Source organism: Streptomyces sp. NPDC001070 (assembly GCF_053598835.1).
Map to the genome: position 1 here is coordinate 169872 of NZ_JBSFLB010000008.1, position 23961 is coordinate 193832.

Genomic DNA, 23961 nt, shown 5'->3' on the forward strand with positions numbered 1-23961 from the left:
CCGGAATGCATAGTGGGAGCGTCCGACTTGTCGTCCGCACCCGAGGATCACGCATGCGATTCGCCCTGCCCAGGACCTGGCGCACGCGGCGGCGGCTGGCGGCCGGTGCCGCCGCGCTCGCCCTGCTCGCCGGGGGCGGCGTCGTCACCCTCGCGGCCGCCGACGGCCCCGCGCCCGTGCGCCGCGTGGACCGGGTGTTCTCGCTGCCCGAGGCCCCGGGCAGCGCCGCGAAGGTGCGGATCGACACGTCGTACTTCACCTCCGGCGGCTCGGCGCCGCGCCCGGCGGTGCTGCTCGCGCACGGATTCGGCGGCAGCAAGGACGGCGTGAAGGGCCAGGCGGAGTCGCTGGCCCGCAGCGGCTACGCGGTGCTGACCTGGTCCGCGCGGGGGTTCGGCGCCTCCGGCGGGCGGATCGGGCTCGACTCCCCCGACGCCGAGGTCGCCGACGTCTCGCGGCTGATCGACTGGCTGGGCACGCGGCCCGAGGTGCTGCGCGACGGCCGGGACGACCCGCGGGTCGGCATCGCGGGGGCCTCGTACGGCGGTGCCATCTCCCTGCTGGCCGCGGGCCACGACCGGCGGGTGGACGCCATCGTGCCCGCGATCACCTGGTGGAACCTGGGAGACGCGCTCTTCCCGGACGGCGTGTTCAAGAAGCTGTGGGCGGGGATCTTCTTCTCCACGGGCTCGCGCGGAGCCCGGTGCGGCTTCACCGCCGAACTGTGCGCGATGTACGACCGGTCGGCCATCGCGGGCCGCCCGGACGCCGCGACGTTGCGGCTGCTCGCGCGCTCCAGCCCCTCGTCGGTGGCCGGGCGCATCAAGGTGCCCACCCTGGTGGTGCAGGGCCAGAACGACTCGCTCTTCCCGCTCGACCAAGGCGACGCCATCGCGCGTGCCGTCGCGGCCAACGGCGCGCCGGTGGCCGTCGACTGGTTCTCCGGCGGCCACGACGGGGGCGACCAGGAGACCTCCCGCATCGAGGCGCGCACCACGGCGTGGTTCGACCGCTGGCTGAAGAAGGACAAGGGCGCCGACACCGGGCCCGCCTTCCGTGTCACCCGGACCGGAGGGGTCGACACCACCGACGGCAGGGCCGTACGGCGCGGGGCGGACGCCGACGCCTACCCGGGCCTGGAGGGCACCAGGACGCGCACCGTCACGCTCGGCGGCCGCGCGCAGACGGTGGCCAACCCGGCCGGCGGCAGCCCGCCCGCGATCTCCGCGGTGCCTGGCGTGGGCGCGCTCTCCCAGCTCTCCGACCTCGGCCAGGGGCTGTCGCTGTCCCTGGACTTCCCCGGGCAGCGCGCCGCGTTCGACTCGGCGCCCCTGACCTCCGCCCTGCGGCTGACCGGCGCGGCGACCACGCGTGTCACCGTCACCACGGACGCGCCCGACGGGGCGGTGCTCTTCGCGAAACTGTACGACGCCGGCCCGGGCGGCAACGAGACGCTGCCCCACCAACTGGTCGCTCCGCTGCGGGTCGACGGTGACGGCACGGTGCAGTTCCGGCTGCCGGCCGTGGACCACGAGTTCGCGGCCGGCCACCGGCTGCGGCTGGTGCTGTCCAGCACCGACCTCGGATACGCCTCCCCCGTCGCGCCCGCCAGCTACCGCATCTCCCTGCCGGAGGGCGCCGCGCTGACCGTGCCGACGGACCCGGCGCTGACGACCGGTCAGGGCGCGCTGCCCGCCTGGGTGTGGCTGCTGCCCCTCGGCGCGCTGGGCCTGGCCGCTGCGCTGCTCCTGACCGGCCGCCGCCGGGCCGGGACCGTACGGCAGGCCCCCGACCCGGCCCTCGCGGAGGTGCCGCTGGAGATCTCCGGACTGTCCAAGCGCTACCGCGGCGCCGCGGACCGCTACGCGGTGCGGGAGTTGTCCTTCCGGGTGGAACGGGGACAGGTGCTGGGGCTGCTCGGCCCGAACGGCGCGGGCAAGACGACGACGATGCGCATGATGATGGGCCTCATCCGGCCCGACGCGGGCACCGTCCGCGTGTTCGGCCACGCGATCCGGCCGGGCGCGCCCGTGCTGTCCCGGGTCGGCGCGTTCGTGGAGGGCGCGGGCTTCCTGCCGCACCTGACCGGGCGGGCCAACCTCGAGCTGTACTGGCGGGCCACGGGCCGTCCGGCCGCCGACGCCCACATCGAGGAGGCCCTGGAGATCGCGGGACTCGGCGAGGCCCTGGAACGCGCGGTGCGCACCTATTCGCAGGGCATGCGGCAGCGGCTCGCCATCGCGCAGGCCATGCTGGGTCTGCCCGATCTGCTCATCCTCGACGAGCCCACCAACGGCCTGGACCCGCCGCAGATCCGCGAGATGCGCGATGTCGTACGGCGCTACGCGGCCGCCGGCCGTACCGTCATCGTCTCAGCCACCTGCTGTCGGAGGTGGAGCGGAGCTGCACGCACCTGGCGGTCATGGACAAGGGGCGGCTGATCGCGGCCGGCCCGGTCGGCGAGATCGCGGGCGGCGGGCAGACGCTCCTCGTCGGCGCGCCGGGCATGGCGGACGACGAGCGGGAGGCGGTCGCCGCGAAGCTGTCCGCGCTGCCGGGCGTCGACACGGCCGAGTCCGCCGACGGCGGGCTGCTGGTCCTGCTCGGCACCATGACCGTGCCGGAGCTGCTGTCCGAACTCCTGCGGCTGGACGTGCCGGTGGAGCGCTTCGGCCCGCACCGCCGCCTGGAGGACGCGTTCCTGACCCTGATCGGAGGTCCCGCTTGACTCCTCCCCTCCCTGAAGGGGAGGGGATTCCTGGCTCAGGCTGCCTGCGGGAGCAGCGCTCCCGGGGGTCTTGCGCCTTCGGCACCAGCCGGGTTGAGACCAGCCCGGACCAGCATCACGCGGGCGGAGTTCTTGTCCCTGGGGGATACGGCTGCGCACGCGGTGCAGGTGTAGGTACGTTCCGAAAGAGGAAGTGCGTGCTTGGTTCTCGCTCCGCACGATGCGCAGTCCATGGTGGTGTGCGCGGGATGCACGAGGCGGACGTCCCGCCCGTGCTTGCGGCCCATCTCGATCAGAGCCGTCTTCGTGGCGCCGATCGCGGCGTCCGCCGCCTTGCGCGCCATGGCGGTCTTCGCGAGGAACTTCGGCCGGAAGTCCTCGACCGCGATCGCGTCGTGGTCGCGCACGACACGCTTGGCCCACTTGCGGGCGGTGTCCTGCCGCTGCCGCGCCACCTTCTTGTGCAGCTTCGCGGCCTGCGCCCGCGCCTGCCGATAGCCCTTGGACGCGGCCTGCTTGCCCTGCTCCGCAGGGGACCTATTCCTCCCCGGCTTGCAGGCCGGAGCATCCTCGGAGGTATTCGGTGACCGAGACCCTGGAGACCCCGGAGACTGTGGAACTTGCCGAGGGGTACCGTCCGGGCCGCACCCTCCCGCTGCGGGTCGAGGCGGTGCGGCAGTTGCTGCGGCGCCGCACGCTCGTCGCGTTCGCGGTCGTCCTCGGACTGCCCGTGATCATATGGGCCGCCTTCGCCATCGGCGGCACGCCGGGCGGCCGGGACTCCGGCCCGACGATGATGGACGTGGCCACCGCCTCCGGAGTCAACTTCTCGCTGGCGGTCCTCTTCGTCTCCTCCGGCTTCCTGCTGACGATCCCGGTCGCCCTCTTCTTCGGCGACACGATCGCCTCGGAGGCCAACTGGTCCTCCCTGCGCTACCTGCTGGCCGCCCCGGTCCCGCGCGCCCGCCTGCTGGGCAGCAAGCTGCTGGTGTCCCTCGCCTTCAGCGCCGCCGCCGTGCTCGCGCTGCCCACGGTGGCCCTCGGCGTCGGCACGCTCGCGTACGGCTGGGGCGACCTGGAGCTCACCACGGCCGGCTCCCTCCCCCCGGGCACGGCGACGGGACGCCTCGCGATCGCCGCCCTGTACGTCTTCGTCGGCCAACTGGCCGTCGCGGGCTTCGCCTTCTGGCTGTCCACGGTGACGGACGCCCCCCTGGGCGCGGTCGGCGGGGCCGTGGGCGTCGCGATCCTGTCCAACATCCTGGACGCGATCACGGCACTGGGCTCCCTGCGGGACGTCCTGCCGACGCACTGGCAGTACGCCTGGATCGACGCGCTCCAGCCCCGGCTGGAATGGGCGGGCATGATCAAGGGCACCTCGGTGTCCCTGTCCTTCGCGGTGGTCTTCTTCGCGCTGGCGTTCCGGGGGTTCCGGGGGAAGGACATCGTGTCCTGAGGGTCATTCGGGCTTCTTCGCGGACGGCGGCAGCGCGTCGGTGACGGCGCCGGACCAGGCCAGTTTGGCGCGGTCCTCCAGACCGGCGTCGCCCTCGTCGAACAAGTGCGCGCACGGCAGGCCCCGGTGCTGCAGTTGTACAACAAGCCCAGGGTGGTCGGCCCACCACCGCGAGGACTCCGCGGCGCCGTCCCTTACCCACGCAGTCACCGACTCTTGGTCGCTGGTGGTCAGCCATTCCAAGGCACTGCGCCGTTCCAGGGGCAAGCGCGTCGCCAGTACGGTCGCGCCCCCGCACTGCTCTGCCGGCATCATCTGCCGCACGCCCCCGCTCACCGGGACGCGATCCGCAGGGGCGGCCGCGACGTCGGTGGTCAACCGGAGGAGGTCATAGCGGCCCGCGGGCGCGAACGCGACGACCGTCGCCCGGGTCGACTCGCCGGGTTCGAGCCACGCGCTCTCCCACGCGACGGGACCGAACTGGATCAACTCTGCCTGCCCGTACTGGGCGCGAGCGCCGTACCGGGCGGCGGGCCCGTCATTGTGACTGACCGCGTCCTGCCAGCGGCTTTCGTCCAATCCCCCCAATGCCCCCGTGCCGGGGTCCACGTACACGGCCGTACCAGTTATCTCGTACATGGAGGCCAGCACCCTGATCCCCGACTTTCCGGCGTTCTCCAGCGCGATGGACGCGGTCACCTCGAGCCGGCCGTCATGCTCGCGCACTCCGGCCCGGACTGATCGATGGAGACCACCGGCAGCGCGGTGGATGGCTGATACCGCACCGAGTACCAGAACTGCGGCAGCGCCAGTCCGGCCGCGAAGACGGCGCTCGCGGCTGCGATCGCCGCGGCGACCAGCGTGGTCCGTTGGGGATCGGTGGGCCGGACGATCGCCCCCAGCCGCGCGGCCACTTCGCCGCGTCTCCGGAGCGCCTCCCGTAAATCGGAGATCAGCAACGCGGCACCTGCGACAGCAGAGGACGACACGACTGCCAGCGTCACCACGAGACGGGGCTGTGCGGTGAATCCGGTGGCCATCCGGGACAGCAGCCAGCCGTCCAGCACGAGCACGGCCCCGGCCGCGACGCCTGCGACCGCCCTGAACAGCGCAGTACTACCCCGGAGTCCGCCCGCAACGCCCGCCGCGGACACGAGAGCACCGGTCAGCCGGGCGTCCAGACCGGTCGCGGTGAACAGGTCCAGAGCGCCCACGGCGCTGAGCACGATCAGATACACGACCACGAACGCGCGGACGAACCTCTGCGAACCCGCGCGCGGGCCCGCTGCGCCATCGCCGGCGGTCTCCGTGGTTTCCGGTCCCTCGTCTGCCTCCGTCATGTACCGCCCCCTCCGGATCGGCCCTACCTCTGGCTTCCCACCACCCCGGCGGGCGACACCGGCGCGTCGAGGTACGGCTCCGCGCCCCAGGCGCTCGCGCACAGGGCGCGGGAGAGTTCGTCGGCGTAGGTCGCGGCGGCGAGCCAGGCACGGGCGAAGCGGTCGGTGTCGGCGGGGAGGAGGCGGCCGAAGGGGTCGCGGCCCCGGTCGGCGGCGGCCTGGTGGAGGTCGTCGAGGAGGTCGGCGGCGGTCGGGAGGGCGGCGCGGCGCAGGCGCCGGGCGTCGGCGCCGACGTTCGTGGGCAGGGCGAGGACGCGCCTGCCGCCGGAGGCGGCCTGGTGGACGCGGCGCAGGAGCAGATGGAGGGGCGCCTCGTCGGGGGCGGCCGGCGGGGGCTCGAACGCGGTCGCGGCGGCGGGCGGGAGGTCGGCGCGCTGGAGGCGGTCGAGGCCGGTGTCGACGCGGGCCCCGGGGTCGGTCGGGTGGCTGCAGGCCAGCAGCAGGGCACGGGGGTGCGGGGCGGGATCGAGACGGGCGATGACGCGCAGGCGGGTGCCCGGCACCCCCGCGAGCAGCCGCAGGTTGTCGCGGTGGGGCAGCGCCGGGTGGTCGTGCGCGGCGGCGAGTCTGAGGGTCAGTCCGTCGCATCGGGCGAGCAGGCAGTCGCCACCGGCCTCGCGGACCGTACCGGTGAGGGTGACGTCGAGGAAGAGCAGACCGTCGCCCCCGGTGAGGGCGCGCACGGCCTGCTCGGTGACGGGCACCGCCCAGAGGCGGTCGAGCGGTTCGGCCGTCCAAGCGGCGCCGGAGGCCCGTACGGCGCGGACGCCGGCACCCGTTCCCAGACGGCCGGTGGGCGAGACCGTCGCGCCGGAGACGGCGAGGCCCGCGCGGGACAGTTCGCGGTGGGTGAGGGCGGTGTCGCCGATGCGCACGGCCCGGTCGGCGGCGCCGGTGGCGCGGCCGGGGCCGCCCGGGGCGACGTCGGAGACGGTGCAGAGCCGGCCGTCGGCGTCCGCGGTCCAGGTGACGGCGCCCGCGTAGCCGCTCGCGGTCAGGACGGGCTCGGAGAACAGCCCGTACAGCCGCAGCGAGCCGTCCGGGGTGTACGGGAGGCGTGCGGTGCCGCGCACGGCGGCCAGTTCGGGGCCGGTGGCGTACCGGACGCGGTGCGCGGTGCCGAGGAGTTCACGGAGCGCGCCCGCCAGGTCGGCGAGGCGGTGCGCCGGGTCGGCCGCGCGGGCGGCGCGCAGCCTGGTGACCACGGACACCGCCGCCGCGGCAGCCCGGGGCAGTCCGCTCAGACGGGCGGTGTGCGCGGCCCGGAGCAGCCCGGCCTGGACGACGGCGCCGGAGCCGTCGACGCCCGCGTCGAGGACGGCGGCGCCCGCGGTGCGCAGCGCGTGGGCGGCGGCGTGCTGTTCGGGGGTGGCCGTCTCCGGTGCCCCGGCTGCTGCTTCGGCTGCTGCTTCGTCCGCCGCTTCCCGGTGGGCCTCTCCGGGTGCCTGCGCGGAAGGCCGCGTCGACGCCTCGGCGACCGGCGCGGCCGATGCCGCGGCGGCGCGGTGAAGGCAGTTGGGGGCGAGCAGGCAGCCGCAGCGCACGGCGTCCGCCGTGGTGACCGTGCCGCCGGGCGCGTGCAGTTCGAGGTCGGTGTCGTCGTCGACGGCGATCCGCACGGTGTCGCCGTCGACGGCGACCGGGCGGGCCGCCAGCTTGGCGATGCCCGCGTCGAGGCGTTTGCGCAGCCTCGGCGGGAGCGCCTCGACGAGTTCCGCGGTCACGGCCGGCGCGACCGGGGGGAGTCGGTGGTTCATGTGATCTTCTCCCCTACCCAGCGGGCGAGTTCGAGGGGGCTGAGGGCGGCGACCGGCATGCCCGCGGCGACGAGCTGCCCGGCCACGCCGGTGGAGTAGCGGGGGCGCCCGGCGTCGTCGAGGCTGGCGCAGCCCAGCACGTGACAGCCCGCCCCGACCAGGGCGCGGACCTCGGCCAGGAGGCCGCCGATCGGATAGCCCTCCTCGAAGTCGCTGACGACCACGACGAGGGTGCGGGAGGGCACCGTCACCAGTTCGCGGGCGTGCCGCAGTCCGGCGGCGATGTGGGTGCCGCCGCCGACGCTGACCTCCAGGAGGAGGGAGAGCGGGTCCTGCACGTGGTCGGTGAGGTCGATGACCTCGGTGGAGAACGCGAGGAAGTGCGTGGACAGGGTGGGCACCCCGGCCAGGACGGAGGCGGTGAGCGCGGCCCAGATGGTGGAGGCCTCCATGGACCCGGACACGTCCGTCACGAGTATCAGCCGCCAGTCTGCGGCCCGTTGGGCGCGGGCTCGGAACACCGGCCGTTCCGGGATCACTTGGACGGTGCCGTCGGGGCCGCGCCGCGCGGTGGCCAGGTTGGCCCGCAGCGTACGGGCCAGGTCGAGGCCGCCGCCGGGGCGACGGCTGGGGCGCGGCAGGGCGGTGCCGTGCAGCGCGGGGCGCAACCGGGTGGCCAGTTGCCGGGTGAGCGCCTCGACCAGACGTCGTACGAGCGGGCGCAGCGCGGCCAGCCGGGCCTCGGGCAGCCCGCCGGCGTGTTGCAGGACGGTGCGCAGCAGATCGACGGAGGGCCGCACGCTGTCCGGGTCGAGTTCGGCGACGACGTCCTTGCGGCCGGAGGCGGCCGCGGCCGCCAGCACCTCCTCGCGGATGCCGGGCCCGAACAGCGCCGCCAGTTCCTCGGACCACTCCCGCACCCCGGGGTAGGGCGCCTCCCGGCCGCCGCGGTCGCCGCCTCCCGTGCCGTGCCCGCCGAGGTCGCCGCGGCTGCCCTCGCCCCGGCCGTTGCCGTACAGCTCGTCGAGCGCGGTGGCCAGTGCGGCGGCGGAGCGCGGCAGCCGGTCGCCGCGCCGGCCGAGCACGAGCCGCCAGCGGTCGGCGGGTGCGAGCGTGCGCCCGGCGGCCTCCGGAGCCGCGCCGGGGTCACCGGCCGCCCCGGCGGCCGGCAGTCGCACTCCCGGCCCGGCGTCGGCGGACACGGCAGTGACCGCCGTCGCCCTGGGGCCCGTGGAGCCCTCGGCGCCGCCGGAAGCGGCAGTTCGGCGCCCGGGCGGTGCGTTGCCGGCGTCGGCCGCGCCGGCGGCCGGCTCCTTCGCGGCACCCGGCGCGGTGCCGGATTCCGGCGCTGCGAACGTGCCGAGCGCGGCGGCCGGTGGGGCCTCGGACCGGCCCTGGGCGGCCGGCTCCCGCACCGCGCCTGGCCCGATGTCTGCCGCCCGCGCTGCGACGAGGGCTGGCCCGGCCGCGTCGGGTGTCTCGCCCGCGGCCGGCGTCGCGCCGTCGGGTGCCGCCGCTGCCGGCGCGCGCGGCGGGAGGAGGGCGAGCCGGTTCAGGGCCGCGCGGGCGGCGAGGTCGGCGCGCGTCCAGGTCGCGAGCGCGACGGGGTCGACGCCCGAGGTGTCGGCGATGCCCTCGGCGTCCAGGCGTTCCTCGACGGCTGCGAGGAGGCGGTCGCGGGCTGCCGGGCTGAGGGAGTCGAAGCCGCCGCGCAGGGCGGGGAGCCGGGACAGGAAGGCCCGGTCGGGCAGATCGCCGACCCGGTCGAGCAAGGGCTCCAGCGCGGGGGACGCGGCCTCCAGCAGCGGGCCCGCGGCGGTCAGCAGTCCGGTCAGCCGGGCGGTGAGGGCGGCCCGGGAGTCGGGGTCGCCCGCGGCGTCGACCCAGGAGGCGACGCGGGCGCCGAGCGCCCCGGGCGTCTCGTGGCCGAGGAGGACGCGGACGGCTCCGGCCGCTCCGCGCATCAGCGGGGAGCCGTCCGCGGCGAGCCGTGCGAGGGCGTCGGTGAGCCGGACGCCGCCCAGGAGGTCGGCGCGGTGTGCGAGTTCGAGCAGCGCGTGCGCGTCGGCGGGGTCATCGGAACCGGTCAGGCCGTCCACCTGGCGGACCGCTGCCGCGGTCAGCAGCTCGGCGACGGCGGCGGCGCCGGCGGTACGGGCCTCCTCGGGGTGGAGCCCGGGGATGTGCCCGGCGCGGATCCGGTCCAGCAGGGCGAGTCCGGCCAGGAGTTCGGGGAGTGTGCCGGAGGCGGGGAGCACGTCGGCGGTCTCCGCGAGGCGTTCTCCGGCGAGCGGGGGCAGCCCGCATTCCGCGGCCAGCGCGAGGCCGGTGAGGCTCTGCGCGGCTGTGGGGCCGCCTTCGTCCCGCTCCTGGCGGAGGCATTCACGCAGCACGCCCTCGGCGGCCTGGGCGGCGGTGACGCCGCGGACCCCGGCTGCCATGAGCATGGCCGCGGTGGCGGGCGTCCAGCGGACCTCCCAGCGGGTGGTGAGGCCCTCGGTGCCGCCCGCTCCGGTGACGTCCTTCGGCTCGGCGTACGGCACGCCGCACACGGCCAGCCTGCGCAGCAGCAGTTCGCGGCGGCGGTCGAGGTCGGAACGGAGCGGGTCGAGCCGCAGGTCCCGCGTGGCGGCCGGGGCGCCGGGGCCGGGCAGGCCCAGTCCGGCGAGCTCGGCCTCGACGGCGGGGGCGAGCCCACTGCGGGGCGCGTCCGGCGCCGGGCGTCCGCCGCGGGTGCCGACCAGCACCCGCTCCATGGCCCGCGCGACGGCCCGTCCCCGGCCGTACGGCTCTCCCTGGGCCAGCACGGTCTGCACCGCCTCGACCAGCTCTCCGCGGCCGGCCGCGGGCAGTCCGCGGAGCCGGGCGAGGTCACCGGCGAGGCGGCTGATCTCGCGCGCGTCGGCCGGGCCCGAGGGGTGGCCCTGGGCGCGAAGTTCGGCGCAGATGCGGACGGCCGCGCGGGTGAGCGCGTCGTCCGTCGCCGCCGGGTCGCCCGCCGCCTGGAGCACCATGTGCTGCCACTCGGGGTCGCGGATGCCGGCCGGGTAGCCGGACCGTTCGTCGAGCAGCGGGTACGCGTAAGGGATCAGGGAGGTCGTCCAGGCGGCGCCGCTCGCCGGTGGCGGCGGGGTTTCCGGGCCGGCCAGCGGCGCGGTACCGGCGGGCCACGCCTCGGCCGGGACGAGTGCGGGGGCGTGGAAGGCGCCGACGACGACGGCCGCGCGCCGGCCGTCCGCGGTGGCGTCGGCGATACGGGCCCGCATCCACTGCTCGCGGCGCAGGTCGAGTTCGGGGACGCCCCCGCCGTCGGCCGCGTCCTGACGCAGTGCCCAGCCCGTCAGGAGGGCGGCGCGGCGCAGGGCCTCGGGCGGTGAGCCCGGGGCGGTGGCCTCGACGAGGCGGTCCCACAGGTCGTCGCCGGGGCGGCCGGTGAGCCGGGCGCGCAGGGCGGCGTGGAGCCCGGGGCCGGCCCCCCTCGCCGCCGTCGCCCGTCCGGCGCCCCACGCCCGGTCGGCCAGCGGCAGGTCGCAGGCGACGACGGGAACGTCGTGCCGGGCGGCCCAGCGGACGGCGACGAGCTCGGGCGAGAAGTCGGCGAAGGGGTAGAAGGCGGGGCCGCCGCCCCCGTCGCCGGGGGCGGCGGCGAGGGCGACGGGCGCCCGGGTCTCCTCATGGGCGAGCCAGGGAAGCCACTCCTGCATCTCGCCGGGGAGTTCGACGAGCAGCACGTCCGGCTCGGCCTCGTCGAGCAGGGCGGGCAGCGCGGCCGCCAGCGACGGGGCGTGGTGCCGTACGCCCACGAGGTAGGGCGCCGCGGGGCCGGTGAGGGCCGCGACGGCCTCGTCCGGGGTGAGGGCCACGGTGCTCAGCCTTCCAGGACGGCGCGCAGGTCCCACAGGGTGCGCCAGGTCGGGGAGCCCTGTTCGGCGCGGCGCCGTACGGGGCCGTCCCAGTAGCCGAGCAGCCGGGCGGCGTCGGCGGGGTCGTCCTTGCGCACGACGCCGAGGAGGTGGCCGGGGAGCAGGCCGAGCACGTCGCGGTCGCCGGGGAAGTACGCGGCGGCCAGGCCCAGCGCGCCTGCGACGGCGACGGCCTCGGCGGTGCTCATCACCGTGGAGGGCCGCTCGACCTCCCAGCCCTCGGCGGACCGGCCCTCGCGCAGGTCCCGGAAGGCGGTGACGAGGGCTTCCAGGACGGCGTCGTCGACCTGGTACGGGGCTCCGGCCCGTTCGACGGCGGCCCGGGACTGGCTGCGCACGAGCGCCGTCTCGGCGTCGAGGTCGCCGATGGGGCCGACGGTCTCGAAGTTGAAGCGCCGCTTGAGGGCGGCGGACATCTCGGAGACGCCCTTGTCACGGAGGTTGGCGGTGGCGATGAGGTTGAAACCGGGCGCGGCGTGCGCCAGGGCGCCCTCGCCACCGGCGAGTTCGGGCACGGCGATGCGCCGTTCGGAGAGCAGGGAGACCAGGGAGTCCTGTACCTCGGGCAGGCAGCGCGTGACCTCCTCGACGCGGGCGATCGCTCCCCGCGTCATGGCGGTGAGCACCGGCGAGGGCACGAGTGCCTGCCGGCTGGGGCCCTGGGCGAGCAGCAGGGCGTAGTTCCAGCCGTACTTGAGCTGGTCCTCGGTGGTGCCCGCGGTGCCCTGGACGACCAGGCCGCTGGTGCCGCAGACCGCGGCCGACAGCAGCTCGGAGAGCATCGACTTGGCGGTGCCGGGCTCGCCGACGAGGAGCAGGCCGCGCTCCCCGGCGAGGGTGACGACGCACCGTTCGACCAGGGCGCGGTCGCCGACGAACTTCCCCTCGACGACGAGGCGCCGCGGCACGCCCTCGGGCACCTCGGCGTCCTCGGGCAGGCGCAGCGCCCGGCCGTCACTGCCCATGACGAAGGTGACGACGGCACGCGGGGTGAGCCGCCAGGCGGGCGGGCGCGGTCCGCTGTCGTGGGCGGCGAGGAAGGCGAGCTCGGTGGCGTAGCGGTCCTCGGGCGGGATGCTCTGCCGCGCGGCGGGGCCGGGAGCGGTGGTGGTCATCGGCGGCGGCCCTTCCGGGTGGCACGGGTGGTGAGTTCTTCGAAGGCCGGGGCGTCGCCGGCCCGGACGCGGTCCCAGGCGCGGGCGAACAGCTCGGGCACGGGCAGCATCGGCACGACGGCGGCGTGGTCGCGGACGGGGTAGAGGCCTTCCTTCCAGGTCTCCACGGGGAGGGCGGGCGCCTTGAGTTCGCGCCAGCCGCAGGGGAGGAAGAGGGTGCGGCCGGCCCGGGACCGCTTGGCCTCGACGACGAGGGCGGTCGCGGCCAGTTCGGCGCGTGCCTTCTTCATGCGGGCGGGCTTCCAGCCGGTCCAGCGGGCGCAATTGCGGTCCGTGGGGTCGGGCAGGGCGAGCAGTTGCAGGTAGAGCGCGGCGGCGTCCTCGCTCAGTCCGTGGGCCGCGGCGGCCTCGGTGACGAGGGCGGGCACGGAGAACGTCGGGTCCTGGGCGTGCCCGACGGCCGCGCCGGGGTCGCCGTCCGCCGCGACGGCGCGGGCCAGCTCGTCGCCGAACACGGTGTGCAACGCCTGGATCCCGCCCGCGCGCTGGACGCCGACGAGCCCCTCGACGAGGCCGAAGACGGAGTCCTCGGGCCCGGTCAGCCCGGCGGGGCGGACGAGCACGGTCTCGGTGTCGCCGTACCAGGGGCGGAGGACCAGCGCGTCGCCCACATGGGTCAGGCCGTGGGCGTCGGCGCCGCCGGTGGCGGGCAGCCCGTGCGCTTTGCGGATCTGGACGGCGGTGGGGCCGCCCTTCTCCGTCCACGCGACGTCGAGGTCGAGGAGGAGGCCGGGGTCGGCGACGCGCCGCCGGAGGGCCGCCAGGCCCTCCGGCAGGGCGGCGCGCAGCGGGTGCCCGTACGGCAGCCCGTAGGCGAGACCGGCGAGCACGGCGACGGAACGGGAGATGTCGTACCGTCCGGGCAGCGCCGAGGGATCGGCGGGAACGAGGCCGCCGTCCTTGTCCGGTCGCTGCACCGTGGTGCGGCTCAGCCAGGGAGTGCGGGTGGGGTTGAGCACGGCCTCGGCGGACGCGGTCGGCACTCCCGCGAGTTCCGCGGCGACGTCCTCCGGCAGGCGGACCACGGAGCCGAGGCGTTCGTCCCAGATGCGGCCGGCGGCGGTCGTGTCGGGGCCGCTGCTCCACAGAACGGCGGGATCGTCGGGGAGCAGGGCCCCGACGACGGCGGCGTGGTCCTGCTGGGAGAGTGAGCTCAGCAGGCCGTTGCCGAGGTTTTTCTGACTGACCTTCAGGTCCATGAGGGCCAGCGCTTCGGCACCCGGTTCCTGCGGCCGCCCGGCGAGCAGCAGGGCCGCCTGGACGGGGCCGAGGCCACCGCCGGTTGCCGCGGCCAGGACGGCGGGGGCCTCGGGGCGCCAGGGCGCGGCGCCCCTGTCGCGGATGAGACGGGCGACGGCGGCGAGCCGTTCGGCGGAAAAGGCGGGGGCGCGGTCGGTCTCCACCTCCAGGGTGAAGTGGGCGACGGCGCCGAACGCCCCGGTGGGGTCGTGGTCGAGGGCCAGCCAGTTCACGCGGTTGCGATCGCCGTCGACGTTCCGGCAGCCGAGGATCACGACGGTGCGCCCGTCCTTGCGCAGAACCTGGCCCGCACGCTGCTGCTTGTCGTGCTTCTCACCGAGGACGATCTCGCGGAGGCCGGCCCCCGGCACGGCCAGCGGGCCCTCGGTGATCGCGTCGAAGAGCAGGAGGAGTCCTTCTCGTGTCGTGCCACCGGTGACGGGCGACGCGGCGCGGTATGCCAGTGGGCGCAGCACGGCGAGGACGGACAACCACACCATGCCGATGCCGGGGACGGTGTGCTCCTCGCTGCGCCAGCCGGCGCCCGGCGCGCCGAGCTTGGCCCGGTCCGGCAGCGGCTTGCCGTCGGCCTCCTTGCCGGACAGGACGTGGTTGACCGCGCGGATCTGGCGCAGCACGCTCCACTGCGGGCCTCCGCCCCACCACGAATGGCTGCGTTGGTCGGCGATGCCCTCCGTCGCGGACCGCAGGGTGGTGTCGTCGCCGTGCTGCGGCTTGTAGTCGGCGAACATGCCCTCGCTGCGCCGCAGCGACTGCCGGGGCCGCTCGGCCGGGGGCGCGACGAAGGAGGCGACGGACTCCGCGTGGCGGAGCGTTCCCCGGACGATGGCGGTGACGCCGATCAGGAGCCGCTCGTCGGTGAGGGCCGGGAGGGCGGCGGCGACGGCGGCCCGCGCGGCGGCTTCGGCGGTCGGGCCGGTGTACTCCTTGCCGGTGGCCGCCTGACGTTGCGCCTGGTGTTCGGCCAGGGCCTCTGCGGTGGCGCGCAGCAGCTCGGTGGCCTGCTCGTCGGTGAGGGCGCGCAGCACGGCCGAGGCCCGCTCGTCGCGCGGACGCAGCGCGTGCCAGTACGCGAGCGGCGGGACGAACCGGGTGCCGGCGGCGAACTCGCCGCCCTGCTCGGCGAGCGGCACGCTGCCGAGCTCGTCGTCGCAGGTGGCGTCACCGGCCGCGTACAGCGAGACCTTCTGGTGGAGGAGCGCGGCGACGGGCTCGGCACCCCCCGGGAGGCGCAGCGCGCCGAGCGGGATGCTCCGCGTCCACCGCCACTTCCTGGTGGGGAAGACGACGGTGCGGCCGTCGGGTGTGCCGGCGGTGGTGCGGGATTCGGCGCCCTCGCCCTCGACGCGGACCCAGCGGCCCAGGACGGTGCCGTCGGTGCCGAACGGGCTCTGTTCGAGCCCGGGCTGCAGCGGCAGTACCTCGCACTCGTCCTGGCTCAGCCGGGCGCCGTCGAGGATGCCGGAGCGCAGGAAGGCCGGCAGCGAGGCGCGGCCGTGGGTCCCGGTGGCCGGGTCGTACTCCATCCAGACCTGGTGGCGGCCCTGCTTGCCCTGGCGCCAGTGGGACGTGCCGTCGCTCAGGACCGGGCGGCTGGGCGGCAGGACGGTGTCACCGGCGTGCAGGGTGCGGCCGCCGGTGGCACGGCCGCCGCCGGGCAGCGGGATCGACGGGGCGGCGACCTGGCCGTGCCACCAGTGCGGAAGCTGCTCGCCGCCGAGGGTGAACACCTCGGAGGGGCGGGCGGACCAGTAGCCGGACTGCTTGCCGTCCTGCCGCCACATCACGAGGAGTTCGCCGTCGGCCCAGCGGAAGTGGGGGCGGTTCCAGCGGTCGAGTCCGGCGGGGATGCGCAGGTCGTGGTCGAGGAGCACCTTGTCGGGACCGACGACGACGGCCTTGTCCCCGCGGGCGAGGATCAGCGCGGGCCAGGCCTCGGCGACGATCAGGGTGTTGTCCTTGTTCTTGGCGACCGCCGCGTCGAGCAGCCGCAGGCCCTCGTCGAGGGCGGGCCACCCCAGCTCGTCGAGGATGCCCTCGCGGAGCGTACGGCCGAGCAGCGGCGCGATCTCGTGTCCGGCGACGCGAGCCACGGCCGCCGGGTTGACCCGGGCCGCGACGGAGCGGAAGGGGCGCAGCCGGCCGACGGCGGTACGGGCGGCGGGAAGGCCCGCGGCACGGACGAACCGGCCGGCGGCCTCGTCCAGCCACTCGCGCAGGACGGCGGCGAGCACCGGGTGGGCCGCCAGGGCCTCCAGCACGTCGGGCAGGCCCCGGTCCTCGCCGAGGTTGCCGATCGCCTTGTGCAGCAGGAGCCGCAGGCGCGGGTCGGCGGCGGTGGCGGCCAGATCGCGGCGGGCAGGGTCGGTGGAGCTCAGCCAGCGGTGGAGCGGCAGGTGTACGGCGACGTCCTCGGCGGGCACGGCCAGCGGCACGCGCTCCGCGGCGCACAGGTCGAGCAGGTCGAGTTCGGCGCCGGCGTGCCAGCGGCCCGCGAAGAGGTCGACGGGACGGCCGTCGGCCCGAAGGCGCGGTGCCATGCGGGCGACGAGGTCGAGGGTGGCCGGGGAGCGGTCGGAGCTCGCGGAGCCGTGCTTGCGGTGGGAGGACCAGCGGCTGAGCCAGTCCGCGGCGTCGACGGCCTCGGCGTCCTCGCCCGCCTCACCGGTGAGCAGGGTGTCGGCGCCGGTCTCGGCGAGCAGGGCGAGCCAGAGCTCGTCGCCCTCGGCGTCGCGGCCGAGCCCGGCCGGCATGATCTCCAGCAGTCGTGCCCGCACGGCCGGTTCGCGCTCGGCGAGGACGGCGAGGGTGGCGCGGTAGGCGGTCCAGAAGGAGCCGGGTGCGCGGACGACGGCGGGCGAGGCCACGAGGTCGGCGACGAAGGCGCATTCCTCGGTGACCCGGTTCAGGCCGGCGGCCTTGAGCAGGCTCCTGGCGTCCTGCGGCAGGGAGGCGTACGGGGGCATCCCGGCGGCGCAGCGCTCCACGGTCAGCTGCCGGAACTGCCGCCAGGCCTCGGCCGGATCCAGCCGCCGGGCAAGGTCCTTGACGTGCTCCTTGAGGGCCTTGACGGTGAGCGCGCCGGCGAAGGCGAACTCCAGGAAGACGGCGCGCTGCCGGTCCTCGTCGACGGTCAGGCCGTGGACGCGTTCGGCGGCGCGGGCCTTGCCGAAGAACGCGGCGGCGTAGGTGGTGTTCTCGTGCTGCAGGAAGACGCGGGCCGCCTGCTCGTGGAAGGTGGGCAGGAAGTGCGGCACGGCACGGCCGAGACGCTCGGCGAGCGCGTCGAAGCCGTCCTTGGCTGCTCCGGCACGGGACTTGGCCATCCGGGCGAGGCGTTCGATGTCCTTGACCAGGGCGAGCGCGTGGTGGCCGTTGGCCGGGTCGTTGACCAGGGCCCAGGCGGGGAAGCCGAGGGTCTCCCGGCGCACCTGGCCCACCTCGGGCGCCTCGGCCTCACGGGTCAGGCCCAGGAACTCCAGGGCGAGGTCCTCGGCCGCGCCGAGGGTGCCGGGGACGAGCCGTACGACCTGCCGGTCGTCGAGCACGGGGTGGGTGTAGGCGCGGACGGTGAGGGTGTCGGCGTCCTCGCGCGTGGTGGTGCCGGGCGGCAGCACGGCGCCCGCGTCGAGCAGTGCGGCCGTGGTGGCCGTGGCGGCCCTGTCGTACATGGTCATGCCGCCTTCTCCTCGTCCTCGATGTCGCGTCCCGCGTACAGCGCGGCCGCCATGCGCATGCCCTCCGACCAGGCGACCGGGCCGACCTGACCGAGCTTCAGGGCGCGCCCCGCGGTGTCGGTCCAGGACAGGGGTCCGGTCTCGGTCTCGCTCCAGCCGTCGTAGTCGCCGATCCAGATGCGGGCCTCGACGGCCCGGCCGTCCTCCAGCACCGGGCAGACGGAGTGCCCACCGCGCACCCGGTACCCGAGGGAGGTGGCACGGCCGTGGAGGAAGCGCAGCTCCTTGAAGGTGCCGCCCGTGTACTCCTCGACGAGCGTGCCCTCGGCGTCGAGGCCGGCGGGGCGCTGCCACACCTCGCGGAAGAGCTGCTGCGCCTTCTGCTCCACTCCGAGCTCGACGGCGAACTCGCGCAGCTCCTCCAGGTCGTCGAGGAGCACGGGGTGCGGGATGCGGACCAGTTCGGGGGAGATGCGCACGGTGTCGCCGTCGAGGTCGACCAGGCCGAGGCCACGGCCGGGCTCGGCGTCCCGCAGGAAGCCGGCGACCTGACCGTCCTCCCCGGTGACGACCACATCGCGCAGGGCTCCCCGCCACGCGGGGTCGGGCCACACGCGGCCGATCACGGCGAGGGGCACGGGGAGCGAACGGACCATCCAGCGCTCGACGTCGGCCAGGCACTGGCGCTCATGCCGCTCCAGCCACTCGGCGAGCTGCCGCAGCCCGACCACCGCCGGGTCGTCCGCGAGCCTGGCCGGCACCGACTTCAGCCGGCGGCCCGCCGCGTTGCGGCAGACGACCTTCCCGTCGTCGAGGGCGACCTCGTAGTCGCCCGCCGTGACCCACCCCATGCGTGCCTCCCTGCACCGCCGTGATCAAGTGACCGGAACATTAGGCGAGGCCACTGACAACGCCGCCGCCACCCTGTTGACGAAGCGCGGGCCCGCAACCGGAGGGGCGCGGCAGGGCGGCGGCAGGGGCCCGACCGGCGACCGGGACGCCGGTCTGCACTCCGCCCCGTGAAGAACCTGCCTGCTGCCGTCGTGAAGGATCCGGCGCCGACCGGAGTTCTGCGGGCGTCGATCAACCTGGGCAATCCGGTGCTGGCCCAGGGCACCGCGGCGGACCCCGGAGGTGTCACGGTCGACATCGCGCGTGAGGTGGGCTCCCGGCTGGACGTGCCGGTGGAGCCGGTCTGCTTCGACGCGGCGCGGAAGTCGTTCGAGGCGATGGCGGAGGGCCGGGCAGACCTCTGCTTCCTGGCCGTCGAGCCCGCCCGGGAGGATTCGTCGCCGAGGCGCTGCGCCGTGCGGGTCAGTCCGGCACGCTGCTCGCCCCGCCCGCCTGACGGGCCCCTCTCGCACGACCCATCCGTTCCGTCACGTAATGCCCCACCAGGCGGAGGCGTTGACGATTCCCCACCCCGTGCGAGCTTGACGATCTCCGGTTACGGGGATCAATAAGAGCACACAAAGGGGGATTTGACGGGGGGATGTGCCATGGGGATGGGATTCGCCGCGCCCGCACCCGAGCCCGCCGGCGGCGGGGGTTTCTGGGATTCCTCCTTCTGGGATCAGTCCGGCGGCACCGCCGTGTGGGTGCTCGGCATCTTCGCGGTCATCGTGCTCATCGGCCTCGTGCGAATGGGGTCCGGGCTGCTGCTGCGCTACCGGGGCAACCGGCTGCTGCCGGTGGTGGTGTGCGAGGACCGCGGTCTGCTCGGCGGCCAGGGCAACGGCCACCGGGGCAACGGAAACGGCCACGCCGGCGCGGACCACGGTCACAGCCACGGGTCCCCGCGGACCGCCGAACTGGCCGCGTACATCACGGAGCAGATGGCCGCCGACGCGCTCGGCCCGGGTGTCCTCACTCCCGGCAGCGGCACCACCATCGGCCCCGACCCGGCCCCCGAGACCGCCTCCTCGCCGCACGGCTGGGTGGACGTGATGAAGCGCCTCGCCTTCTTCCGGCCCCGGGCGTACCACGTGATGCTGCACTGCCTGACGCCCGACAACATGCCGCCCCGCTTCTCCGTACGGATCCTGTACATGCCGAAGAACACGGTGGTGGCCGCCACCATCATGGAGAACGCGGCCACCGCGGCGGGGGGCGACGGAGCACGCGAGAGCGACGGGGAGCTGTACGAGCGGATCGCCTGCTACTGCACCGTCAAGATCCTCGGGGATCCACGCTCACAGGACCGCATCCCCCGCTGGGAGAGCTGGGGCGACGACCCGGACTCGTACCGCTTCTACCGTATGGGCATCAAGGCGCAGGAGGAGGCGCTGGCGGCGAAGCGGAACGGCGACACCGCCCAGGAGGACGGCCACTACGTGCACGCCCTCGAACACTACGAGAAGGCGGCGGAACTGGTCCCGGGGAACCTCACGGTCCGGCTCCACCAGGCCGGTGTCCAGGAGCTCATCGGCCAGACCCGCGAGGTGGACGACCGCGCCGTCCACATCGACAAGGCCGTCGAGATCTACACGTACTGCGTCCAGCTGTGGCCGGAGCACATTGAGACCGCCTACCGGCTGTCCATCGCCCGCGCCGAGCAGAGCCGCGGCGGGGAAGCCGAAGGGGCGCCGCCGGCGGGGGGCGAGCCCCGTTCGCGCGACCATCTGGCACTGCTCCTGAAGCGCCTGTCCCGGCGCGCCATAGCCCGCCGCTACGCCCGCACATGGCTCCCCGGCCGACGCAACCTCGGCGAACGCCGTTACTGGCGGCAGTGGTGGACCATGGAGCGGCCCCGCCCCTCGTTGCGCACCCGCCGCCGCTCCTTCCTCGGGGCCGTACGGATCGCCCACGCGGCCGAGGTGCTGCGGGAGGACCGTTCGCCGCGACCCGACGACCTGCGGGGCGCGTTCCGCGACGTGGCGAGCGAGGTCACCGGAGGCTGGGCGCGCTGGGGCCGGGTGCGGGGCGGCCGCGACTGGGGGATCCGCCGCCTGCTCTACGCCGATCACGGAAACGGCGGCGACCACTCCGGCGGCGCCGACCACGCGGGGGCGCGCACCGCGGGTGCGGCACCCCGGCATCGCGGCTCCAACCGGGCCGCCGCCGGATACCTCGTCAACTACAACGCCGCCTGCTTCCTGAGCCTCGCACTGCGTGCCGAGCCCCCCACGGGTTCCGTCACCTGGACTCCCGACGAATGGCGCGAGGACTGCGCCCGCGCGGCCGTGGCCCAGCTCAACACCACCCTCCGGGTCACCCGCAGCCAGTTCTCGGCGGCCTGGGCCGAACGCGACACCGACCTGCGCCCGCTGTTCACCGGCCGCCTCGGGGAGGAACCCGCGGGGCCCTGGGGGGACATCGGAATCAACTGGGCCAGGTTCGCGGGGATCCACGTCACGGAGGATCCCGCCACGCGGCCGGCGGGGGCGGTCACTCCGCCGTGAGCTCCATGAGCTGCTCGGCGGCGGTGACGCTGCCCCCGCCCGCGAGTCGTCGCAGTTCGTCCATGTCGTCCCGCTCGGCGGCGAGTTCGATCAGCTGGTCGGTGGCGGTGTCATCGGCCGCGTCGGACAGGCACCGCAGCTCGCCCGGGCCGCCGGTTCCGAGGCCGGCTCGATGAGCTGACCGGTCGCGGTGGCGTTGCCGGCGTCCGACAGGCGCGGCAGCTCCTCGAGGTCGCCGAGTTCGGCGGCGCGTTCGGTCAGCTCGTCGGCGGCGTCGCTATGGTCGCGGCATGTTGGCCGTACTGATCAACGGACTGCCCGGAGCCGGGAAGACGACCCTCGCCCGGATGCTCGCCCGCGAACTGGAGCTCCCCCTGTTCAGCAAGGACTCTGTGAAGGAGACGCTGGCCGACGCGCTGGCCGGGCTGCGCCCGGCGGACGGCGGCGCGCGGGAGTGGAGCCGCGCGCTCGGTGTCGCGGCGGGCGAGACGCTGTGGACGCTGCTGGCGGACGCACCGGTCGGGGCGGTGCTGGAGAGCCCCTGGCTGGCGCACATGCGGCCCGTGGTGGCCACGGGGCTGGCGCGGGCGGGCGCGTCCGAGGTCCACGAGGTGTGGTGCGCCGTGCCGGCGGACACCGCGCGGCGCAGGTTCCGGGAGCGGGCGTCGGCGCGGCATCCGGTGCACACGGAGGGCGCGCGCTTCCCCGAGGAGGAGTGGCGGTTCTGGACCGAGATGGCCGAGCCGCTGGGCCTGGGCAGCGTGCACCGGGTGGACACGACACGCCCGGTGGACGTCGAGGCGCTCGCCCGCCGGATCGTGGGCGGCTGATCCCTGGCACGACTTTTCACCCGCGCCGACATCCGCTGGGTGCGGCTGCGCCGCGAGGGCGGGACCGGGCCGGCGATCGAGGGCGCCCCGCCCTTCCGGCTCACCGCGCGGCACTGGACGAGCGAGGGACTTGACGCCGCCGGCCACACGCCCGACCTGGTGCCCGGTGACACGCTGCGGGTGGATCTCGACCACGCCCAGCACGGGATCGGCAGCCAGTCCTGCGGGCCGGGCGTGCTGCCGCGGTACCGGCTGGAGGCCGCCCCCGTCTCCTCCGGCTTCACCTTCACCACCCTCGCTGACGGTCGGTGACGTGACGTCCCCCTGCTGCGGCTCGTCCTGTCGGCGGCGAGCCTGGCGGCGGCGGCCTGGCTCACGCGGTCGGCGGGCGACGGCTGGCGCCGCGAGGGGGCGGGATACGCACCCGCCCCCTCGCGGCACCGCGCACTACGCCGGCGCGCTGTCCGGCTGCGGCGCGGCCGGCCGCGCGTCGTCGCTGAGGGCGGGCCAGGTGCGCGCGGAGGCCCCGTGCGCGATCGCCCGCCACCAGGGGTCGAGCGGGAGCCCGGCCGCGGGCTCGAAAGGCTCGCCGGGTCGCGGAACCGCGACCTTGGCCCCCACGGCGCGCGCCGCGGCGACCGTGCCCTCGGCGGGCTCCTCCCACGGGTGCGGGGCCAGGTTGAACGTGCCCCAGTGGATCGGGAGCATCAGCCCCCCGCGCAGGTCCTGGTGGGCGCGGACGCCCTCCTCGGGGGTCATGTGGATGTCGGGCCAGAAGTCGCTGTACGCACCGATCTGCACCATGGTGGCGTCGAACGGCCCGTACGACGCCCCGATCTCGGCGAAGCCGGGGAAGTATCCCGTGTCGCCGCTGTGGTAGACCCGGTGCTCGGGCCCGGAGACGACCCAGGACGCCCAGAGGGTGTGCTGCGTGTTGCGGATCGCCCGGCCGCAGAAGTGCCGCGCGGGGGTCGCCGTGAGGGTGAGCCCGGCGACCTGTGTGGACTCGTGCCAGTCCAGCTCGGTCATGCGGTCCACCGGGACGCCCCACCGCTCGAGGTGGGCGCCGACGCCCAGCGGCACGACGAAGCGGGTGCCGGTCCCGGCGAGCGCCTTGATCGTGGGCATGTCGAGGTGGTCGTAGTGGTCGTGGGAGATCACGATCGCGTCGGCCTCGCCCAGTTCCTTCAGCGGTACCGGCGGCTCGTGGAGGCGCTTGGGGCCGACGAAGGAGAAGGGGGAGCAGCGCTCGCCCCAGACGGGGTCGAAGAGCACGCGCCGCCCGTCGATCTCGGTGAGGACGGTGGAGTGGCCCATCCAGGTGAGCCGCAGACCCGAGGCGGGCGGCGCGGCGAGGTCGGCGAGGGTGGTGCCGTGCAGCGGGATGTCCCCGGCGGGGGCCCTGCGGACCCGCTCCTCCTTGCGGAAGTACGTCCGGGCGAACCTCAGCATCGACCCGGAGGGCACCGTGCGGGCGCCCACGGGGTTGGTGAAGACCCCGTCGGCGAAGTTCGGCGACCGCCGGATGCGCTCCATCCTCTCCCCGTACGGGTTGTCCCCGAAGGCGGGGATGAGAGTGGAGAGCGGGGAACGCTTCGGACTGGAGCCGGACACGGCACCTCCCGTTGATCGGCGGTCACGAACGTGCCGTGAGCCGTCCGGCCCCGGCAGAACCAGTATGTACAGCGACAACTCCTACACCTGTCATTCCGGTTCCGCGCCCCTTTGTGAGATCGGCCGCCAAGGGCCCGGCGACGGCCGCCGTGGACCGGTGGGACGGGCTGACCGGGAATTCCGTCCGGTCGGGCGGATCGTTGCCTCCTTTCACGATGGTGCCACCGGCGCCGGCCGGCCGCCGCCCGCCCCCTCGGGGACGCGCGGCGGCGGAAGCCACCGGGACGGCTTCCGGGGGGCGCTATGAACCGGAGCGGGGCTGGCCGTAGGCGCGCTCGACGTGGAGCTTCAGCACGAGGCGCTTGTCCTCGACCATGGCGCGGCGGTAGTCGTCCCAGTCCTGGTGCTCGCCCTGCACGGCGCGGAAGAGGTCGATCAGCTCCTCGACGGTCGCGTCGTTCCGGTCCGCCGCGACGGGGGTGAGCTCCGCGGTGCCCTCGGCGACGGTCCAGGCCCAGCGGTCCGGTGTGGTGACGTGGTAGCTCGCCCGGGGGTCGCGCCGCAGGTTGCGGGTCTTGGCGCGGTCGTCGGTGAGGGAGACCCGCAGGATCCGCGTGTCCGGGTCGAAGTGGTGGTTGACGTTGGACAGCTGGGGGCGCCCGTCGCGCTTGATGGTGACCAGCACGCCCCCGTTGGTGTCGGCGAGCAGTCGAAGGAGGTCTTTGTCACTCATGGCAGCC

Annotated in this window: 13 protein-coding genes and 3 pseudogenes; 6 read left to right on the top strand and 10 right to left on the bottom strand. The window is 75.3% G+C overall.

The window, feature by feature from the left end; all coding sequences use genetic code 11:
• Positions 1-53 precede the first annotated feature (53 nt).
• Positions 54-2728: pseudogene (locus ACWDAS_RS12735) on the top strand (alpha/beta fold hydrolase).
• 35 nt (positions 2729-2763) lie between these two features.
• Here the strand turns inward: ACWDAS_RS12735 and ACWDAS_RS12740 are convergent.
• Positions 2764-3246 (bottom strand): annotated as a pseudogene (locus ACWDAS_RS12740) (RNA-guided endonuclease TnpB family protein); the annotation flags it as partial.
• Between the two features lie 65 nt (positions 3247-3311).
• On the opposite strand from ACWDAS_RS12740, the gene ACWDAS_RS12745 reads away from it, so the two are divergent.
• A complete protein-coding gene (locus ACWDAS_RS12745; RefSeq protein WP_450389110.1) occupies positions 3312-4184 on the top strand; it encodes an ABC transporter permease in 873 nt (290 codons plus the stop codon).
• 3 nt (positions 4185-4187) lie between these two features.
• Here the strand turns inward: ACWDAS_RS12745 and ACWDAS_RS12750 are convergent, their stop codons facing one another.
• From ACWDAS_RS12750 to ACWDAS_RS12780, 7 genes are read right to left on the bottom strand one after another with little or no spacing between them, the layout of a single operon-like run.
• Positions 4188-4910, bottom strand: a complete 723-nt coding sequence (locus ACWDAS_RS12750; RefSeq protein ID WP_450389112.1) for a hypothetical protein — start codon at positions 4908-4910, stop codon at positions 4188-4190.
• Positions 4880-5524 carry a hypothetical protein gene (locus ACWDAS_RS12755; protein WP_450389114.1) on the bottom strand — a complete coding sequence of 215 codons (645 nt, stop codon included), beginning with the start codon at positions 5522-5524 and terminating at the stop codon, positions 4880-4882. The genes ACWDAS_RS12750 and ACWDAS_RS12755 overlap by 31 nt, the downstream gene beginning before the upstream one ends.
• A gap of 23 nt (positions 5525-5547) precedes the next feature.
• Positions 5548-7341 carry a hypothetical protein gene (locus tag ACWDAS_RS12760; protein WP_450389115.1) on the bottom strand — a complete coding sequence of 598 codons (1794 nt, stop codon included), beginning with the start codon at positions 7339-7341 and terminating at the stop codon, positions 5548-5550.
• Positions 7338-11204, bottom strand: a complete 3867-nt coding sequence (locus ACWDAS_RS12765; RefSeq protein ID WP_450389117.1) for a DUF5682 family protein — start codon at positions 11202-11204, stop codon at positions 7338-7340. The genes ACWDAS_RS12760 and ACWDAS_RS12765 overlap by 4 nt, the downstream gene beginning before the upstream one ends.
• 5 nt (positions 11205-11209) lie before the next feature.
• On the bottom strand, positions 11210-12379 hold the full coding sequence (locus ACWDAS_RS12770) for an AAA family ATPase (RefSeq protein WP_450389118.1): 1170 nt from the start codon (positions 12377-12379) through the stop codon (positions 11210-11212).
• Positions 12376-17376, bottom strand: coding sequence for a hypothetical protein (locus ACWDAS_RS12775; protein WP_450389120.1), 5001 nt, complete (start codon positions 17374-17376; stop codon positions 12376-12378). Before ACWDAS_RS12775 ends, ACWDAS_RS12770 begins: the two co-directional genes overlap by 4 nt.
• Positions 17373-18227, bottom strand: a complete 855-nt coding sequence (locus tag ACWDAS_RS12780; protein WP_450389122.1) for a DUF4132 domain-containing protein — start codon at positions 18225-18227, stop codon at positions 17373-17375. Before ACWDAS_RS12780 ends, ACWDAS_RS12775 begins: the two co-directional genes overlap by 4 nt.
• 192 nt (positions 18228-18419) lie before the next feature.
• Between ACWDAS_RS12780 and ACWDAS_RS12785 the strand changes: the two are divergent.
• The 4 genes and pseudogenes from ACWDAS_RS12785 to ACWDAS_RS12800 form a co-directional block, all read left to right on the top strand.
• A pseudogene (locus ACWDAS_RS12785) lies at positions 18420-18659 on the top strand (transporter substrate-binding domain-containing protein); the annotation flags it as partial.
• Positions 18660-18875: 216 nt separating this feature from the next.
• The gene (locus ACWDAS_RS12790; RefSeq protein ID WP_450389123.1) at positions 18876-20777 is read left to right on the top strand and encodes a tetratricopeptide repeat protein; all 1902 of its coding nucleotides are present in this window, start codon (positions 18876-18878) and stop codon (positions 20775-20777) included.
• Between the two features lie 290 nt (positions 20778-21067).
• Complete coding sequence (locus ACWDAS_RS12795; protein WP_450389125.1) at positions 21068-21607, top strand: AAA family ATPase; 540 nt, start codon at positions 21068-21070, stop codon at positions 21605-21607.
• Positions 21608-21637: 30 nt separating this feature from the next.
• The gene (locus ACWDAS_RS12800; RefSeq protein ID WP_450389237.1) at positions 21638-21919 is read left to right on the top strand and encodes a beta-galactosidase small subunit-related protein; all 282 of its coding nucleotides are present in this window, start codon (positions 21638-21640) and stop codon (positions 21917-21919) included.
• 135 nt (positions 21920-22054) lie between these two features.
• Here ACWDAS_RS12800 and ACWDAS_RS12805 read toward each other — a convergent pair whose 3' ends face one another.
• Both ACWDAS_RS12805 and ACWDAS_RS12810 read right to left on the bottom strand, forming a co-directional pair.
• Positions 22055-23221: an MBL fold metallo-hydrolase gene (locus tag ACWDAS_RS12805; protein ID WP_450389127.1), complete on the bottom strand. Its 1167-nt coding sequence runs from the start codon at positions 23219-23221 to the stop codon at positions 22055-22057.
• A 301-nt stretch (positions 23222-23522) separates the two neighbouring features.
• Complete coding sequence (locus tag ACWDAS_RS12810; RefSeq protein WP_450389129.1) at positions 23523-23954, bottom strand: PPOX class F420-dependent oxidoreductase; 432 nt, start codon at positions 23952-23954, stop codon at positions 23523-23525.
• Positions 23955-23961 lie beyond the last annotated feature (7 nt).

What these genes read in the sequence shown, in the direction of transcription:
- ACWDAS_RS12775 (WP_450389120.1), bottom strand. Translation starts at nt 17,376, where the DNA reads ATGACCATGTACGACAGGGCCGCCACGGCCACCACGGCCGCACTGCTC.
- ACWDAS_RS12770 (WP_450389118.1), bottom strand. Translation starts at nt 12,379, where the DNA reads ATGACCACCACCGCTCCCGGCCCCGCCGCGCGGCAGAGCATCCCGCCC.
- ACWDAS_RS12760 (WP_450389115.1), bottom strand. Translation starts at nt 7,341, where the DNA reads ATGAACCACCGACTCCCCCCGGTCGCGCCGGCCGTGACCGCGGAACTC.
- ACWDAS_RS12795 (WP_450389125.1), top strand. Translation starts at nt 21,068, where the DNA reads ATGTTGGCCGTACTGATCAACGGACTGCCCGGAGCCGGGAAGACGACC.
- ACWDAS_RS12810 (WP_450389129.1), bottom strand. Translation starts at nt 23,954, where the DNA reads ATGAGTGACAAAGACCTCCTTCGACTGCTCGCCGACACCAACGGGGGC.
- ACWDAS_RS12780 (WP_450389122.1), bottom strand. Translation starts at nt 18,227, where the DNA reads ATGGGGTGGGTCACGGCGGGCGACTACGAGGTCGCCCTCGACGACGGG.
- ACWDAS_RS12790 (WP_450389123.1), top strand. Translation starts at nt 18,876, where the DNA reads ATGGGGATGGGATTCGCCGCGCCCGCACCCGAGCCCGCCGGCGGCGGG.
- ACWDAS_RS12755 (WP_450389114.1), bottom strand. Translation starts at nt 5,524, where the DNA reads ATGACGGAGGCAGACGAGGGACCGGAAACCACGGAGACCGCCGGCGAT.